At 57.1% G+C, this 14,326-nt stretch carries 15 protein-coding genes and 1 tRNA gene; 15 read left to right on the top strand and 1 reads right to left on the bottom strand.

Annotation, left to right across the window (positions count from 1 at the left end; all coding sequences use genetic code 11):
• Positions 1-194: 194 nt before the first annotated feature.
• The 12 genes from aspS to ybgF all read left to right on the top strand — a co-directional run bounded on the left by aspS (position 195) and on the right by ybgF (position 10,495).
• On the top strand, positions 195-1,970 hold the full coding sequence (gene aspS, locus IEY47_RS01800; protein ID WP_188981422.1) for an aspartate--tRNA ligase: 1,776 nt from the start codon (positions 195-197) through the stop codon (positions 1,968-1,970).
• Between the two features lie 50 nt (positions 1,971-2,020).
• Positions 2,021-2,767: a YebC/PmpR family DNA-binding transcriptional regulator gene (locus tag IEY47_RS01795; RefSeq protein WP_188981421.1), complete on the top strand. Its 747-nt coding sequence runs from the start codon at positions 2,021-2,023 to the stop codon at positions 2,765-2,767.
• Between the two features lie 63 nt (positions 2,768-2,830).
• A complete protein-coding gene (ruvC, locus tag IEY47_RS01790; RefSeq protein ID WP_188981420.1) occupies positions 2,831-3,355 on the top strand; it encodes a crossover junction endodeoxyribonuclease RuvC in 525 nt (174 codons plus the stop codon).
• An 11-nt stretch (positions 3,356-3,366) separates the two neighbouring features.
• Positions 3,367-3,972 carry a Holliday junction branch migration protein RuvA gene (ruvA, locus tag IEY47_RS01785; protein WP_188981419.1) on the top strand — a complete coding sequence of 202 codons (606 nt, stop codon included), beginning with the start codon at positions 3,367-3,369 and terminating at the stop codon, positions 3,970-3,972.
• Between the two features lie 5 nt (positions 3,973-3,977).
• Positions 3,978-5,027 carry a Holliday junction branch migration DNA helicase RuvB gene (gene ruvB / locus IEY47_RS01780; protein WP_188981418.1) on the top strand — a complete coding sequence of 350 codons (1,050 nt, stop codon included), beginning with the start codon at positions 3,978-3,980 and terminating at the stop codon, positions 5,025-5,027.
• A gap of 71 nt (positions 5,028-5,098) precedes the next feature.
• Positions 5,099-5,539, top strand: a complete 441-nt coding sequence (gene ybgC, locus IEY47_RS01775) for a tol-pal system-associated acyl-CoA thioesterase (protein WP_188981417.1) — start codon at positions 5,099-5,101, stop codon at positions 5,537-5,539.
• Between the two features lie 2 nt (positions 5,540-5,541).
• Positions 5,542-6,246: a protein TolQ gene (gene tolQ, locus IEY47_RS01770; protein ID WP_188981416.1), complete on the top strand. Its 705-nt coding sequence runs from the start codon at positions 5,542-5,544 to the stop codon at positions 6,244-6,246.
• Positions 6,247-6,259: 13 nt separating this feature from the next.
• The gene (gene tolR, locus IEY47_RS01765) at positions 6,260-6,712 is read left to right on the top strand and encodes a protein TolR (protein WP_188981415.1); all 453 of its coding nucleotides are present in this window, start codon (positions 6,260-6,262) and stop codon (positions 6,710-6,712) included.
• Entirely contained in the window at positions 6,712-7,809 is a 1,098-nt protein-coding gene (tolA, locus tag IEY47_RS01760; protein ID WP_188981414.1) for a cell envelope integrity protein TolA, read from the top strand. The genes tolR and tolA overlap by 1 nt, the downstream gene beginning before the upstream one ends.
• 29 nt (positions 7,810-7,838) lie before the next feature.
• The gene (gene tolB / locus IEY47_RS01755) at positions 7,839-9,107 is read left to right on the top strand and encodes a Tol-Pal system beta propeller repeat protein TolB (RefSeq protein ID WP_373293506.1); all 1,269 of its coding nucleotides are present in this window, start codon (positions 7,839-7,841) and stop codon (positions 9,105-9,107) included.
• A 59-nt stretch (positions 9,108-9,166) separates the two neighbouring features.
• Complete coding sequence (gene pal / locus IEY47_RS01750; RefSeq protein WP_188981412.1) at positions 9,167-9,673, top strand: peptidoglycan-associated lipoprotein Pal; 507 nt, start codon at positions 9,167-9,169, stop codon at positions 9,671-9,673.
• Positions 9,674-9,679: 6 nt separating this feature from the next.
• Positions 9,680-10,495: a tol-pal system protein YbgF gene (gene ybgF, locus IEY47_RS01745; protein WP_188981411.1), complete on the top strand. Its 816-nt coding sequence runs from the start codon at positions 9,680-9,682 to the stop codon at positions 10,493-10,495.
• Positions 10,496-10,849: 354 nt separating this feature from the next.
• On the opposite strand, the gene IEY47_RS01740 is transcribed toward ybgF, so the two are convergent.
• On the bottom strand, positions 10,850-11,920 hold the full coding sequence (locus tag IEY47_RS01740; protein WP_188981410.1) for an acyltransferase family protein: 1,071 nt from the start codon (positions 11,918-11,920) through the stop codon (positions 10,850-10,852).
• Between the two features lie 410 nt (positions 11,921-12,330).
• Between IEY47_RS01740 and queC the strand changes: the two genes are divergently transcribed.
• The 3 genes from queC to nadA all read left to right on the top strand — a co-directional run bounded on the left by queC (position 12,331) and on the right by nadA (position 14,324).
• On the top strand, positions 12,331-13,005 hold the full coding sequence (queC, locus tag IEY47_RS01735; protein ID WP_188981409.1) for a 7-cyano-7-deazaguanine synthase QueC: 675 nt from the start codon (positions 12,331-12,333) through the stop codon (positions 13,003-13,005).
• 55 nt (positions 13,006-13,060) lie between these two features.
• Positions 13,061-13,136, top strand: a tRNA-Lys gene (locus IEY47_RS01730).
• A gap of 129 nt (positions 13,137-13,265) precedes the next feature.
• On the top strand, positions 13,266-14,324 hold the full coding sequence (gene nadA, locus IEY47_RS01725; protein WP_188981408.1) for a quinolinate synthase NadA: 1,059 nt from the start codon (positions 13,266-13,268) through the stop codon (positions 14,322-14,324).
• The last annotated feature ends 2 nt before the right edge of the window (positions 14,325-14,326 follow it).

Raw genomic sequence — 14,326 nt, 5'->3', positions numbered from 1 at the left:
CGCGCCTACGGCGTCGTCCGCGGATCGAATGCTGGACGTGGGGCCGGCTGCCTGTGTGGCATCAACTGATATATACTCCGCCTCTTTATCAGCGGCGTCGGTCCGCGATCTTCCGCTTCGTGCAGAAGGTTCAGACGATTTCCGATTTACCGCTTGTTTGCCCTGAACCAGACATACGAGAAGCGAACCCAGACATGATGCGCAGCCACTATTGCGGCCAACTCAACGAACGCCTCGACGGCCAGGAAATAACCCTTTGCGGCTGGGTGCATCGTCGCCGCGATCACGGTGGTGTGATATTCCTCGATATCCGCGATCGTGAAGGGCTTGCTCAGGTCGTTTTCGATCCTGATCGCGAAGAGACGTTCGCCAAGGCCGACCGCGTGCGCAGCGAATACGTGGTGAAGGTAACCGGCAAAGTTCGCCTACGCCCGGCGGGAGCAGTCAATCCAAACATGGCGTCCGGTGCCATCGAAGTGCTGGGCTACGAGCTTGAGGTATTGAATCAGGCGGAGACGCCACCGTTCCCGTTAGACGAGTATTCCGATGTTGGCGAAGAAACGCGTTTGCGTTATCGCTTCATCGATCTGCGTCGTCCGGAGATGGCTGCCAAGCTGAAACTTCGCTCGCGCATCACCAGTAGCATCCGTCGCTACCTCGATGAGAATGGCTTCCTTGACGTCGAAACGCCTATCCTGACGCGTGCGACGCCCGAAGGCGCCCGTGACTACTTGGTGCCGAGCCGTACGCATCCCGGCAGCTTCTTTGCGTTGCCGCAATCGCCTCAATTGTTCAAGCAGTTGCTGATGGTGGCGGGCTTCGACCGCTACTACCAAATCGCCAAGTGCTTCCGTGACGAAGATCTCCGGGCTGACCGTCAGCCCGAATTTACGCAAATCGACATCGAGACCAGTTTCCTCGACGAAGCCGACATCATGGGGCTGACCGAGAAGATGGTGCGTCAGCTGTTCAAGGAGGTACTGGACGTAGAGTTCGGTGACTTCCCGCACATGACGTTCGAAGAAGCGATGCGTCGCTACGGTTCCGACAAGCCCGACTTGCGCAACCCGCTGGAGTTGGTCGACGTCGAGGACTTGCTCAAGGATGTCGACTTCAAGGTATTCGCTGGACCGGCTAACGATCCGAAATGCCGCGTGACCGCACTTCGCGTTCCTGGTGCTGCAAGCATGCCGCGCAAGCAGATCGACGACTACACCAAGTACGTCGGCATCTTCGGTGCCAAAGGTCTGGCCTATATTAAGGTCAACGCTCGTGCGCAGGGTGTCGAAGGTTTGCAGTCACCGATCGTCAAGAACATCGCCGAGCCCAACCTGAATGCGATCCTTGATCGCGTAGGCGCCCAAGACGGCGACATCGTCTTCTTCGGCGCGGACAAGGCAAAGGTCGTGAGCGACGCACTCGGTGGCTTGCGCATCAAGCTCGGTCACGACCTCAACTTGCTGACGAAAGAATGGGCACCTCTGTGGGTGGTCGATTTCCCGATGTTCGAAGAGAACGACGACGGTAGTTTGTCCGCGCTACACCATCCGTTCACCTCGCCCAAATGCTCGGCAGTGGAGCTGGAAGCGGGCCCAGCTGGCGCGCTTTCCCGTGCGTACGACATGGTCCTCAACGGCACCGAGCTGGGTGGCGGTTCCATTCGTATCCATGACAAGGGCATGCAGCAGGCAGTCTTCCGCGTGCTGGGGATTGGCGAGGAAGAGCAGCAGGAGAAATTTGGCTTTCTGCTCGATGCACTTAAATACGGTGCGCCGCCACACGGTGGTCTGGCGTTTGGTCTCGATCGCCTTGTGATGCTGATGACCGGTGCTGCTTCGATTCGCGAAGTGATTGCCTTCCCGAAAACCCAGAGTGCCGCTGACGTGATGACGCAGGCACCGGGTGTGGTGGATGCGAAGGCGTTGCGCGAGCTGCATATCCGTTTGCGCGAGCAGCCGAAAGCCGAGTGAAGTGCGGTTACCGATAACCAATAGAACCAGAGCAATACGACGGAGCATTTATGGCCGGTCATTCCAAATGGGCCAACATCAAGCATCGCAAGGGTCGTCAGGATGCCAAGCGGGGCAAGATATTCACCAAGCTCATTCGTGAGCTGACGGTTGCCGCCCAGCAGGGCGGCGGTATTCCCGCCGACAATCCGCGTCTTCGTCTGGCCGTGGATAAGGCACTGACCGCGAATATGACACGGGACACCATCGACCGCGCCATTGCGCGCGGCGTGGGTGCCGACGGTGGAGATAACGTCGAGGAGCTGACCTACGAAGGCTACGCGCCGAGTGGCGTAGCAATCTTCGTTGAAGCGATGACGGATAATCGCAACCGCACGGCTGCGGAAGTTCGTCACGCGTTTTCCAAGAGCGGTGGCAACCTGGGTACCGATGGTTCGGTTGCTTATCTCTTCGAGCGAAAAGGGCAAATCAGCTTTGCGCCGGGCCTCGATGAAGATGAGGTCATGGAAGCGGCGTTGGAAGCAGGCGCCGACGATGTGGTGGCCAACGACGACGGTTCGATCGACGTCTTCACGTCGTTTTCTGACTTTATCGCGGTGAACGAGGCGTTGCAGGCAGCGGGTTACAAGGCGGAAAACGCGGAAGTCGCGATGATTGCATCGACAACATCGACGCTCGATCTGGAAACGGCGCAAAAGGTCTTGAAGCTGATCGATATGCTCGAGGACTTGGATGACGTGCAGAACGTGTACTCCAATGCCGATATTCCGGACGACGTGATGGAGCAGTTGGGCTGATCGGTTGCCTTTCGAGATCGTTGCCGTGGCTATCGCTGTGACATGCTTATGGGTGGCCCGGCAATGACGCTCATATTAGGCATCGATCCTGGCTCTCGTATAACTGGCTTCGGCGTTGTTCGGGATACGGGGCGCGGCTGCGAATACGTTGCCTCAGGCTGTATTCGTACCGGCAACGGCGAACTCGCTGAGCGCTTGCAGATCGTATACCGCGGTGTTCGCGAGGTGATCCAGAGCTATCAGCCAATCATGCTCGGCATCGAGCAGGTGTTCATGGCGCGTAATGCTGATTCTGCGCTCAAGCTCGGGCAGGCACGGGGTGCGGCGATTGTCGCTGCCGCGGAAGCGGGCCTTGCGGTCAGCGAGTACACCGCCACGCAGGTCAAGCAAGCGATCGTCGGTACAGGCGCTGCCGACAAGCAGCAGGTGCAGATGATGGTCATGCATCTGCTGAAACTCACGCAAAAACCACAAATTGACGCATCGGATGCGCTCGCTATTGCACTGTGCCATGCGCACATGCGGCAGAGCCTAATACCGCACGGTTTGGCAGGTGCCAAGCGCCGGGGCGGACGTTTGCGTCTTTAGAGGATGCACCTTTGATTGGACGCTTGCGCGGTACCCTGGCGGAAAAGCATCCGCCGCACTTGATCATCGACGTCAACGGTGTTGGGTACGAAATCGAAGTGCCGATGACGACCCTTTATCGCCTGCCTTCCGTCGGCGAGCCGGTGACGTTGTTCACCCATCTCGTCGTGCGTGAAGATGCGCATCTGCTTTATGGCTTCCATGAGAAGCGCGAGCGCGAGCTGTTTCGTGAGCTGATTCGGTTGAACGGTGTGGGGCCCAAGCTCGCGCTGGCCTTGATGTCGGGTCTTGAGGCCGATGAGCTCGTCCGTTGCGTGCAAAACCAGGATACGAGCGTGCTGGTGAAAATTCCCGGCGTCGGCAAGAAGACGGCCGAGCGTCTCCTCGTGGAATTGAAAGGCCGCTTCAAGGCCTGGGAAACCATGCCGATGATTGCGCAATTGGTCGTGGAACCGACTTCTGCGCAGCAAGTCTCAAGCGCGGAGAATGACGCCCTCAGTGCATTGGTCGCCTTGGGGTTCAAGCCGCAAGAGGCAAGTCGATCCATTGCGGCGATAAAAGAGGACGGTTTGAGCAGTGAAGAAATGATCCGTCGCGCCCTCAAGGGAATGGTCTGAATACCATGATCGAGAGCGATCGCTTAATTGCCGGAACCTCCCGGGATCGGGAAGAGCAGCAGGACCGTGCTATTCGGCCGTCGAAGCTGGCGGATTACATTGGTCAAGCATCCGTTCGTGATCAGATGTCCCTATTCATTCAAGCGGCGCGGGGACGTCAGGAAGCATTGGATCACACGTTGATCTTCGGTCCTCCTGGCCTAGGTAAAACGACGCTGGCCAATATCATCGCCGAGGAAATGGGTGTCGCCATTAAAAGTACGTCCGGTCCCGTCCTCGAACGGCCTGGCGACCTTGCGGCGCTTCTGACGAACCTGGAGTCTGGCGACGTCCTATTCGTCGACGAAATTCACCGGCTATCTCCGGTAGTGGAAGAAGTGCTGTATCCCGCGATGGAAGACTTCCAGCTGGATATCATGATCGGCGAAGGCCCGGCGGCACGTTCGATCAAACTGGACTTGCCGCCCTTTACGCTGGTCGGCGCAACCACTCGTGCCGGGATGCTGACCAACCCGTTGCGGGATCGTTTTGGGATCGTCCAGCGGCTCGAGTTCTACGGTAACGAGGATCTCGCAACCATCGTTGGCCGATCCGCCGGCATTCTTGGTCTGCCGATCGATGCCGAAGGGGCGTTCGAAATCGCACGAAGGGCGCGAGGGACACCGCGGATTGCCAACCGTTTGTTGCGGCGCGTTCGAGACTTTGCCGAAGTGCGCGGTACTGGCGCCATCAGTAAATCAATCGCTGACCTTGCGTTGAACATGCTGGATATCGACGAGCGCGGTTTTGACCATCAGGACCGACGCCTATTGTTGGCCATGATAGACAAGTTCGATGGGGGCCCTGTCGGTGTCGATAGCCTAGCGGCGGCGATCAGTGAGGAACGGCATACGATCGAAGATGTGCTCGAGCCTTATCTGATTCAGCAGGGCTACATTATGCGCACGCCGCGAGGACGGGTCGTCACTCGGCACGCCTATCTTCACTTCGGTTTGAACCTGCCACGGCACATGCGCGATGTGCCGATGTCAGATCTGTTCGATAGCGAAACATGAATAAAATAATGAGCACGCCGAAAAAAATGTTACGTACCCCGATTGGCAACGCCATAGGTGAGCTCTAGAGTATGCCCGCGCAGTTACCAACGTTCGTTCATCGTTGCTGTGTCTATTACGAAGACACCGATGCTGGCGGCATCGTCTACTACGTCAATTACCTCAAGTTCATGGAGCGGGCTCGTACCGAGCATCTGCGCAGTCTGGGTTATGTCCAGTCCACGCTGGCCGGTGAGGACCTGCTGTTTGTCGTGCATAGCGCTCAGGCTCGCTACCTGGCGCCTGCAAGACTGGACGATGTACTGGAGGTGACGGTCGAGGTCGTCGAGCTGAAGAGGGCGAGCTTGCGCTATCGACAGCAGGTACGTCGATTGGCGGATGGTGTTTTGCTTTGTGAAGGTCAGGTCACGGTCGCCAGTGTGCGCGCCGACAGTTTGAAACCCCGGGCGATTCCAGGAGCGCTGCACAGCGCTCTTGCAGCCGAACCGGGTCTATCCCCTGCAGGAGAGTAAGAGTGGAAGCCAACGTCGCCAATAATGTCGACCATATGTCCATGTGGAGTTTGATCAGTAACGCCAGCGTCGTGGTTCAGCTGGTGATGCTCATACTGGTCGGTGCTTCGATCGTTTCGTGGGTCATGATTTTCCAGCGGGGTAACTCGCTGCGGGCCGCAAAGCGTGGGCTCGATAGTTTCGAGGAGCGTTTTTGGTCGGGCATCGATCTGTCCAAGCTCTATCGCCAGGCAGGTACTGACCCTGATCCGGATTCAGGCGTCGAGCAGGTTTTCCGTGCAGGCTTCAAAGAATTCTCCCGCCTTCGGCAGCAACCGGGCGTTGACCCCGATGCGGTCATGGACGGCGTAGCTCGCTCCATGCGCGTTGCCATTTCCCGTGAGGAAGAAAAGCTCGAGCAAGGCTTACCATTCCTGGCCACCGTAGGTTCCACCAGTCCTTATATCGGTCTCTTCGGTACCGTGTGGGGGATCATGAACTCGTTCCGCGGACTGTCTCAGGTGCAGCAGGCGACGCTTGCCACGGTCGCCCCCGGCATTGCGGAAGCCCTTATTGCCACTGCCATTGGTCTGTTCGCCGCCATCCCTGCAGTTATCGCCTACAACCGGTTCTCCGCGCGCGGCGAAACGCTGATCGGCCGTTACTACACGTTCGCCGACGAGTTCCAAGCCATCCTGCATCGCAAAGTGCATACACGCGACGAGTGAGGCTCGATTAGTCATGGCCCGTATTCGCCAGAAACGTAAACCGGTTGCGGAAATGAACGTGGTGCCCTACATCGACGTGATGTTGGTGCTGCTCGTCATCTTCATGGTGACCGCTCCCATGCTTAACCAAGGCGTCAAAGTCGACCTACCGCAAGTGAGCTCCGATGTCCTGCCGCAGGACAACAACTCCCAGGTTCTGACCATCTCCATAAAGAAAGACAAGACCTATTACTGGAACATGGGTAGCGAAGTCGATACCGAGACGGTCCAGGACAAAGCATTGACGCTGGATCAGATGACCAAGGCGGTCAGCGCGATCATGAACCAGTCTCGTGCCCAGGGTAAGCAAACGCAGGTATTCATTCGTGGCGACAAGTCGGTCGACTACGGATCTGTGATGCAGGCTATGGGTGGCCTGCAGCAGGCTGGCGTCGGTAATGTCGGTCTGATCACCGAGGCGCCGTGATGCAACACAGCGAGGAACGTTCTCCGTCGGAGAGTTACTTCTGGCCGATCGTTTGGGCTGTAGGTCTGCACGTGCTGATTTTCGGCACCTTGTTCGTCAGCGTCTCCATGACCCCCGAACTGCCACCGTCTCGACCCATCATTCAAGCGACGCTCTACCAGGCCAAGTCGCAAAGTCAGGCGACCACCCAGACTAATCAGAAGATAGCGGGTGAAGCAGCCAAGACCGCGGCGCCGCAATACGAGACCGAGCAACTCGAGCAGCAGCGCGCAGAGCAGCAAAAGATCGCGCAAGCGAAGGCTGCCGCTGCAAAGGCCGCGGCTCAGAAGGAAGCGGATGCTAAGGCGGCCGAGCAAAAGGCCACGGAACAAAAGAAAGCCGAGGAGGCTCGAAAGGCGCAAGAAGCCGAGGCCGCCGCGAAAGCGGAGGCCGCCAAGGAGGCGGAGGCAGAAGCGGCGGAGCAGAAGCGTCTAGCTGATGTCGCACGCAAAAAGGCTGCAGAAGAAGCGGAAAAACAGAAGGCGGCTGAAGAAGCCAAGAAAAAAGCAGCGGAAGAAGCGAAGAAGAAAGCCGCGGCCGAGGCGGAGCGGAAAAAGGCTGCCGAAGACGCTAAAAAGAAAGCCGCCGCAGAGCAAGAGGCGAAAAAGAAAGCGGCAGCGGCCGAAGCGGCTAAGAAGAAAAAGGCATCTGAGGAAGCAGCAGCTCGCAAGGCAGCCGAAGACAAGAAAGCTCAGGCGCTGGCCGATCTCCTATCCGACGATACCGAGCGACAGCAAGCACTGGCCGACACTCAGGGTGATCAGGTGTCAGGCAACATGGACGACCTGATTCGTATGCGCGCGGCCGAAGGTTGGAGTCGTCCGCCGTCGGCACGTAACAACATGAGTGTATCGCTAAGGGTCAACATGCTGCCTGATGGAACCATCACCAACGTGAGCATCGCTCGCTCAAGCGGTGACGGTCCGTTCGATAACTCCGCGGTTTCAGCTGTGCGTAACATCGGCAGGATCACCGAAATGCAGCAACTTTCAGCGGCTGATTTCGCGCCCTATCGGTCGTTCCTGATTACATTCACCCCCGAGGACCTAGCGCTGTGATGAAAATGCTCCGAGGTTTGATGGTCGTCATGCTCTGCATGGCAGGCCTGGCATACGGTCAGGAAAGAAACATCCTGGTTACCAGTGGCGCAGACCGCGCCATTCCGGTCGCGGTTGTACCCTTCGGCTGGCAAGGCGGTAACGTGTTGCCGGAAGACATGGCGGATATCGTGGGTAACGACCTGCGCAACTCCGGCGTCTTCCAGCCTATCCCACGGCAGAACATGATCAGCTTGCCGACGCAGGCGAGCGAAGTGATCTACCGAGACTGGAAAGCGTTAGGTGCCCAATATGTTCTCGTCGGTAACATCGTCCCGTCCGGCGGGCGTTTGCAGGTTCAATATGCGTTGTTCAACGTAGCGACAGAACAGCAGGTTTTCAACGGTACGGTCGGCGGTTCCACCGATCAGCTCCGGGACATGGCTCACTATATTGCTGACCAGTCGTTCGAGAAGCTCACCGGCGTGAAAGGTGCGTTCTCCACGCGTCTGCTTTACGTCACCGCAGAGCAGCTGGGTGGCGGTAATGCACGCTATACCCTTCAACGTTCGGACTATGACGGTGCGCGTGCCTCTACGCTGTTGCAATCGCGTGAGCCAATTCTTTCGCCGCGATTTGCACCCGATGGCCGTCGTATCGCGTATGTCTCCTTCGAACAGCGCCGTCCTCGAATCTTCTTGCAGAACATCGATACAGGTCGTCGCGAGCAGCTGACGAACTACGAAGGTCTTAACGGTGCGCCGGCGTTTTCGCCCGATGGTAATCGCGTGGCGTTCGTTCTTTCGAAAGACGGCAATCCAGAGATTTATGTAATGGACCTGGGTAGCCGGCAAGTCACTCGCGTCACCAATCACTACGCTATCGATACCGAACCGTTCTGGGGCAAAGACGGTCAGACGGTGTACTTCACGTCGGACCGTGCCGGTAAGCCGCAAATCTACAAGCAGCGTATCGGAACCAATAATGCAGAGCGCGTAACTTTCGTGGGTAACTACAACGCGAACCCCAAACTTTCCGCGGATGAAAAGACGCTGGTGATGATCCATCGTCAAGATGGCTACACTAACTTCAAGGTCGCTGCACAAGACTTGGAGAAAGGTAATTTGCGCATCCTGTCGGATACAAATTTGGATGAGTCGCCCACTGTTGCGCCCAATGGCACCATGCTAATCTACGCCACCCGCCAGCAGGGCCGGGGAGTCTTGATGCTTGTGTCTACGAATGGCCGAGTTAGGCTCCCACTTCCTACCGCTCAAGGCGAAGTCCGTGAGCCATCCTGGTCCCCTTACCTGAACTGATGCGGTAAAAAAACGATCTACGCTTAACACAACAACTGGGGTTCAAAAGGAGTTTCACTATGGAAATGCTGAAGTTTGGTAAGTTCGCCGCGCTTACGCTGGCAATGGCTGTTGCTGTTGGTTGTTCTTCCCGTGGCGGCGACGCTTCCGGCGACGGCAGCACCGGTGCAGTTGATCCTAACGCTGGTTACGGCGCCAACACTGGTGCGGTAGACGGCAGCATGGGCGAAGAAGCAGCTCTGCGCGCTATCACCACGTTCTACTTCGAATACGACAGCTCGGACCTCAAGCCAGAAGCCATGCGCTCCCTGGACGTCCATGCACGTGACCTGAAGTCGAACGGTAACCGTGTTGCGCTGGAAGGCCACACTGACGAGCGCGGCACCCGTGAGTACAATATGGCTCTGGGCGAGCGCCGTGCGCAAGCCGTTCAGCGCTACCTGGTTCTGCAGGGCGTTTCTCCTGCACAGCTGGAAGTTGTTTCCTATGGCGAAGAGCGTCCAGCCGTTACTGGTCAGGACGAGCAAGCTTGGGCCCAGAACCGTCGCGTAGAACTGCGTAAGTAAGTTCATATGCGTAAGTGCCATCGTGCTCTCGGTTTAGCCGTACTGGCGCTGCCTTTGGTGGCAGTCGCCCAGGTTCCTGTGGATGACGGGACTTCCGGTTCCAATGGAAGTTATCAGTCGCCTAGTTACGGCACGAATGGCGCCTATGCCGGAGGCGGAGCGCAGGCTCCGTCTTCTGCACAAGGGCAGTTGTTCACACAGCTCCAACAAATGCAGGGTGAAATTGCGCAACTTCGCGGTATGGTCGAAGAGCAGCAAAATGAAATCCAGCGTTTGAAGCAAGAAGGGCTAGAGCGCTATCAGGATGTTGATAGTCGTTTGGCCAACCTCTCGAATGGCGCAAACAGCGCTGGCGGGAGCCAGAATTCTACTAACTCCCCTTCAGCAGGTGGAGCTGGGAGCGCTCAACAGGATGTAGGTAATGCCGCATCCGAACCTGCGGATCCCGCTAAAGAAAAACTTTATTACGACGCGGCTTTCGATCTTATCAAGCAGAAAGATTTCGATAAGGCGTCCCAGGCATTCAATGCCTTCTTACGTCGTTACCCTCAAAGCCAATATGCAGGTAACGCGCAATATTGGTTGGGTGAGGTTAATCTTGCGAATGGCGACCTCCAAGGCGCTGGGCAAGCATTTGCGCGAGTAGCTCAAAATTACCCGAGCCACAATAAGGTGCCAGATTCGCTTTATAAGCTTGCAGACGTCGAACGTCGTTTGGGCAACGCCGATAAAGCGCGAGGCATTCTTCAGCAGGTCGTTTCGCAATATCCAGGCAGTTCTGCCGCACAACTTGCGCAAAGTGATTTGCAGCGCGGCCGCTAGGTAAGCGAGAGGCCCAAAACGACGTAGGTCGTTTCCAGCGTCGAATATTGTTCTCCGAGTGCAAAAAAATCCGATACCAGCGCTATGGTCTCGGATTTTTTTTGCCATCCCGCCGTTGGGTCAAATCCTGACGAGTTTCGTTGCCTGCTACTTGATAAGGCACGGTGGACGGCGGCTCATGCGGAGGTGGCGCTAATCCATCCTGCGTTTTACGTTTTGCTGGTCTCCGGTATTTGCATGATGCCGCCCTGTGGTGGAATCCTGAAGCGTGCTCTAGAACGGCTGCGTAGCGAACGGTCGGCTGCGCGAAGTCGGCGAAGCTAACGAAATCACGTGCTTCGCCACAGATCGTCTCTACCGGGAACCGGCCCGGCTAGTTTTGAACGCAGCGCTGGACTGCGCCTTTGGCCGTCGCTGAGTTCGGCGTGTGCCGAAAATCAGCAGATCTGCAATGGCGACATGCTGGGTCACTCGCTTGACTGCGACCGGCAGGGCAAGGCCAACCAGCAGGCAGGCGGAGAACACGATCCAATCGTCATTAACGTTGAGCTTGCCAAGCAAGATACGCGTGCCGGCAGTACCAAACACGTGCAGTAAGTAGATTTCGAAGGCGTAGCGTCCCAGCCAGGCAAGCGGCTTGAAATAAAAGCGGTGCACGATCAACAAGTAGATGGCAGAAAGACCTAGCGCTGTGCCTACGACCGATATATCGAAACTCGAAAAATCGGTTTGATTCCATAGGTACGCCTGATCTAGGCCGACGGTGATGACGAGAGTTGCCAGCAGCGTTGTCTGAATAGCGCGACTGGTGATTTGGTCCCAGAAGCGATAAATGGACAGTCCTAACAGGAAGAACGGCAACAGGCCAACGGCACGATCAAAGCTGAACAGCTTAGGAAACGCGTCATAGCCAAGGGAAGCGACAACTGAAAGCGCAATTGCGATCAAGGCTTTAGGCGCGCTGTTGAGTCCACCTAGCTTGTCCAGTAACGAAACGATTAAAAAGATGCAGAAGATCGCCTGTAGGAACCAGAAGTGCGCATAGCCAAATACGTAGATCGGAAACATGTCGATCCATTCTGGACTGGCGTTCGCACCCGGCGCGACCATTTGTGCTACGAAAAACAGTGTCGACACGACTACCAGTGGAAGGACGATCCGGCGCAGCTTGCCCTGATAAAAACGGCCTAGTGCGCTATCTCGCGTCACAGGACGAAGCGCGTAAACGTAGCCGGAGATCGCCGTGAAAAGCGGCATCCGAACGTACACGAGGGAGTTGTAGAGGTAGCGCAAGAATGAGTCGTCAGCGACCTCCATGCCCGTCGTCGCCACGTCACCGATGACGTGCCCTGCAACCATCAGGAGTAATGCCAGTCCCCGGATCGTTTCGATTCTAAGGTCTTTTTCCGGCGTGGTTAGTTGCACGTGTCGGTCTCCTTCTCTTTTCGATAGGCATTTAGGCCCCAGGGCAAGGCGCTAAACTGCACGCCGTCCGCAGTCCCCGTACGCTCCATCGAATAAGGGCTTCTACTGACACTCGCTCGAATCGTGATCGTTTTGACGATGCGTCGAGCATGCACGATATGTGTTACAGGTCTGACGTCGCTGCTGAACAATCCTTGGCAGCCGTTGGCGGAGCCGCCCAGGCGCGCATTAGTGCGGGTCGAGGCGCTGGGCAGACGGCCAACGGTTTTTCGAACAACTTGCGCTTTGGATGGTTCCCTCTTTTTGATCGATGGAACCGCAAAGCGGCCGCTGCTGCAAAGGCGAGACCGTTATAATTCCCGGCAAGCTCTGTATTCATGAACGCTCGAAAGGTTGCTGAGGAATAAGTTATGTCTGACAAGAAGGCTGTCGTATTGCTTTCCGGTGGTCTCGACTCGGCGACGGTGCTGGCAATGGTCAAAGCCGAAGGTTACGCGGTTTACAGCATGAGTTTCGATTACGGACAACGGCACCGCGCAGAGCTGATGGCAGCCGAGCGCGTGGCTCGGCAGCAAGGAGTGGTGGAGCATAAGGTCATCGGCCTCAACCTGGATGGGATTGGCGGGTCGGCGCTCACCGACACGCGGATTGCCGTCCCGGAACTTGCTGGTGAGGGCATTCCCGTAACGTATGTGCCGGCCAGGAATACGGTTTTTCTCGCGCTCGCGTTAGGCTGGGCAGAAGTGATCGAAGCCAGTGAGCTGTTCATCGGTGTGAATGCGATCGACTACTCGGGGTATCCCGATTGCAGGCCAGAATTCATCGATGCCTTCGAAAAGCTGGCGAACCTCGCAACGAAGGCGGGCGTCGAAGGGCGGCCTCTTCATGTCCGAGCGCCACTGCAATATATGACAAAGGCTGAGATCGTTTCGAAAGGAACGGGGCTTGGCGTCGACTACGGTTTGACCGTCTCGTGCTATCAGGCCGATGCGGATGGGCGAGCCTGTGGCCGTTGCGATAGTTGCCGTCTGCGCCGCGAAGGGTTTTTCGCTGCTGGACTATCGGATCCTACGCGTTACGTTTGATTTTTCGGTGGGGTGTTGATTTCTTCATTGGAATCAGTATCATGCGCCCCGCGTTGGGTCGTTAGCTCAGTCGGTAGAGCAGTTGGCTTTTAACCAATTGGTCGTAGGTTCGAATCCTACACGACCCACCATTTGCATAACCCGAAGCTCCGCGAGGCGCTTCGGGTTTTTTAATGCCTACGATATGGGTAAACGTGCGTTTCTGAAGCGCCGCCGTCACGATGTTATACTCGGCGGCCGTCAACGACCTTGACCTCCCCATGGCCCAGATATCCGAACGTCAGCTTGTTCAGGCGCACCTGTCCGCAAGGCAGGCGCGCGTATTGACGGAGAACGAGCAGCGCGAATACGCGCGCCAGATCGCCTATGAGCTCAAACGACAGGACGCGGTACTTGTCGCTCATTATTATTGCGATCCCGTACTTCAGGCGTTGGCCGAAGAAACGGGCGGCTGCGTTGCTGACTCGCTCGAAATGGCCCGATTCGGTTACCAGCATTCCGCATCTACCGTAGTCGTCGCCGGCGTTCGCTTCATGGGCGAAACGGCCAAGATCCTGAACCCCGAAAAACGCGTGTTGATGCCAACGCTCGAAGCGACCTGTTCCCTCGATCTGGGCTGCCCCGTGGACGAATTTTCCGCGTTCTGCGATCAGCATCCGGAGCGCACCGTCGTCGTTTATGCGAACACATCGGCTGCGGTGAAGGCGCGGGCGGATTGGGTGGTGACTTCGGGGTGCGCGCTCGAGATCGTCGAAAGCCTGATGGACAACGGTGAGAAACTCATCTGGGCGCCCGATCAGCATCTTGGACGCTACATCCAACGCGCAACCGGTGCTGACATGCTGCTGTGGGAAGGCGCCTGCATCGTTCATGAAGAATTCAAAGCCAAGCAATTGGCGGACATGAAAGGCCTGTATCCGGAAGCGGCCGTCCTTGTCCATCCGGAGTCGCCTGAAGCGGTCATCGAGCTTGCGGACGCGGTGGGATCGACCAGCCAATTGATCAAAGCGGCGCAACGTCTTCCACATCGCACGTTCATCGTGGCCACCGATCGCGGCATTTTCTACAAGATGCAGCAGGCGTGCCCCGACAAAGTGTTCATGGAGGCGCCCACCGCGGGTAACGGCGCAGCCTGCCGTAGTTGCGCGCTATGTCCCTGGATGGCTATGAATACGCTTGAGCGTTTGCTGGCTGGAATTCGCCAGGGGCGGGAAGAAGTGCACGTCGATAATGCGTTGATTCCGCGTGCGGTGCGACCGCTGCGGCGGATGCTTGATTTCACCGAGGCTGCGCGGCTGAAGTCCGTTGGCAACGCGTAGCC

Source organism: Pseudomonas matsuisoli (genome assembly GCF_014647635.1).
GTDB classification, from domain to species: Bacteria; Pseudomonadota; Gammaproteobacteria; order Pseudomonadales; family Pseudomonadaceae; genus Pseudomonas_P; species Pseudomonas_P matsuisoli.
The sequence above is the reverse complement of the archived record's forward strand: the minus strand, read 5'-3'. Positions and strand labels throughout refer to the sequence as shown.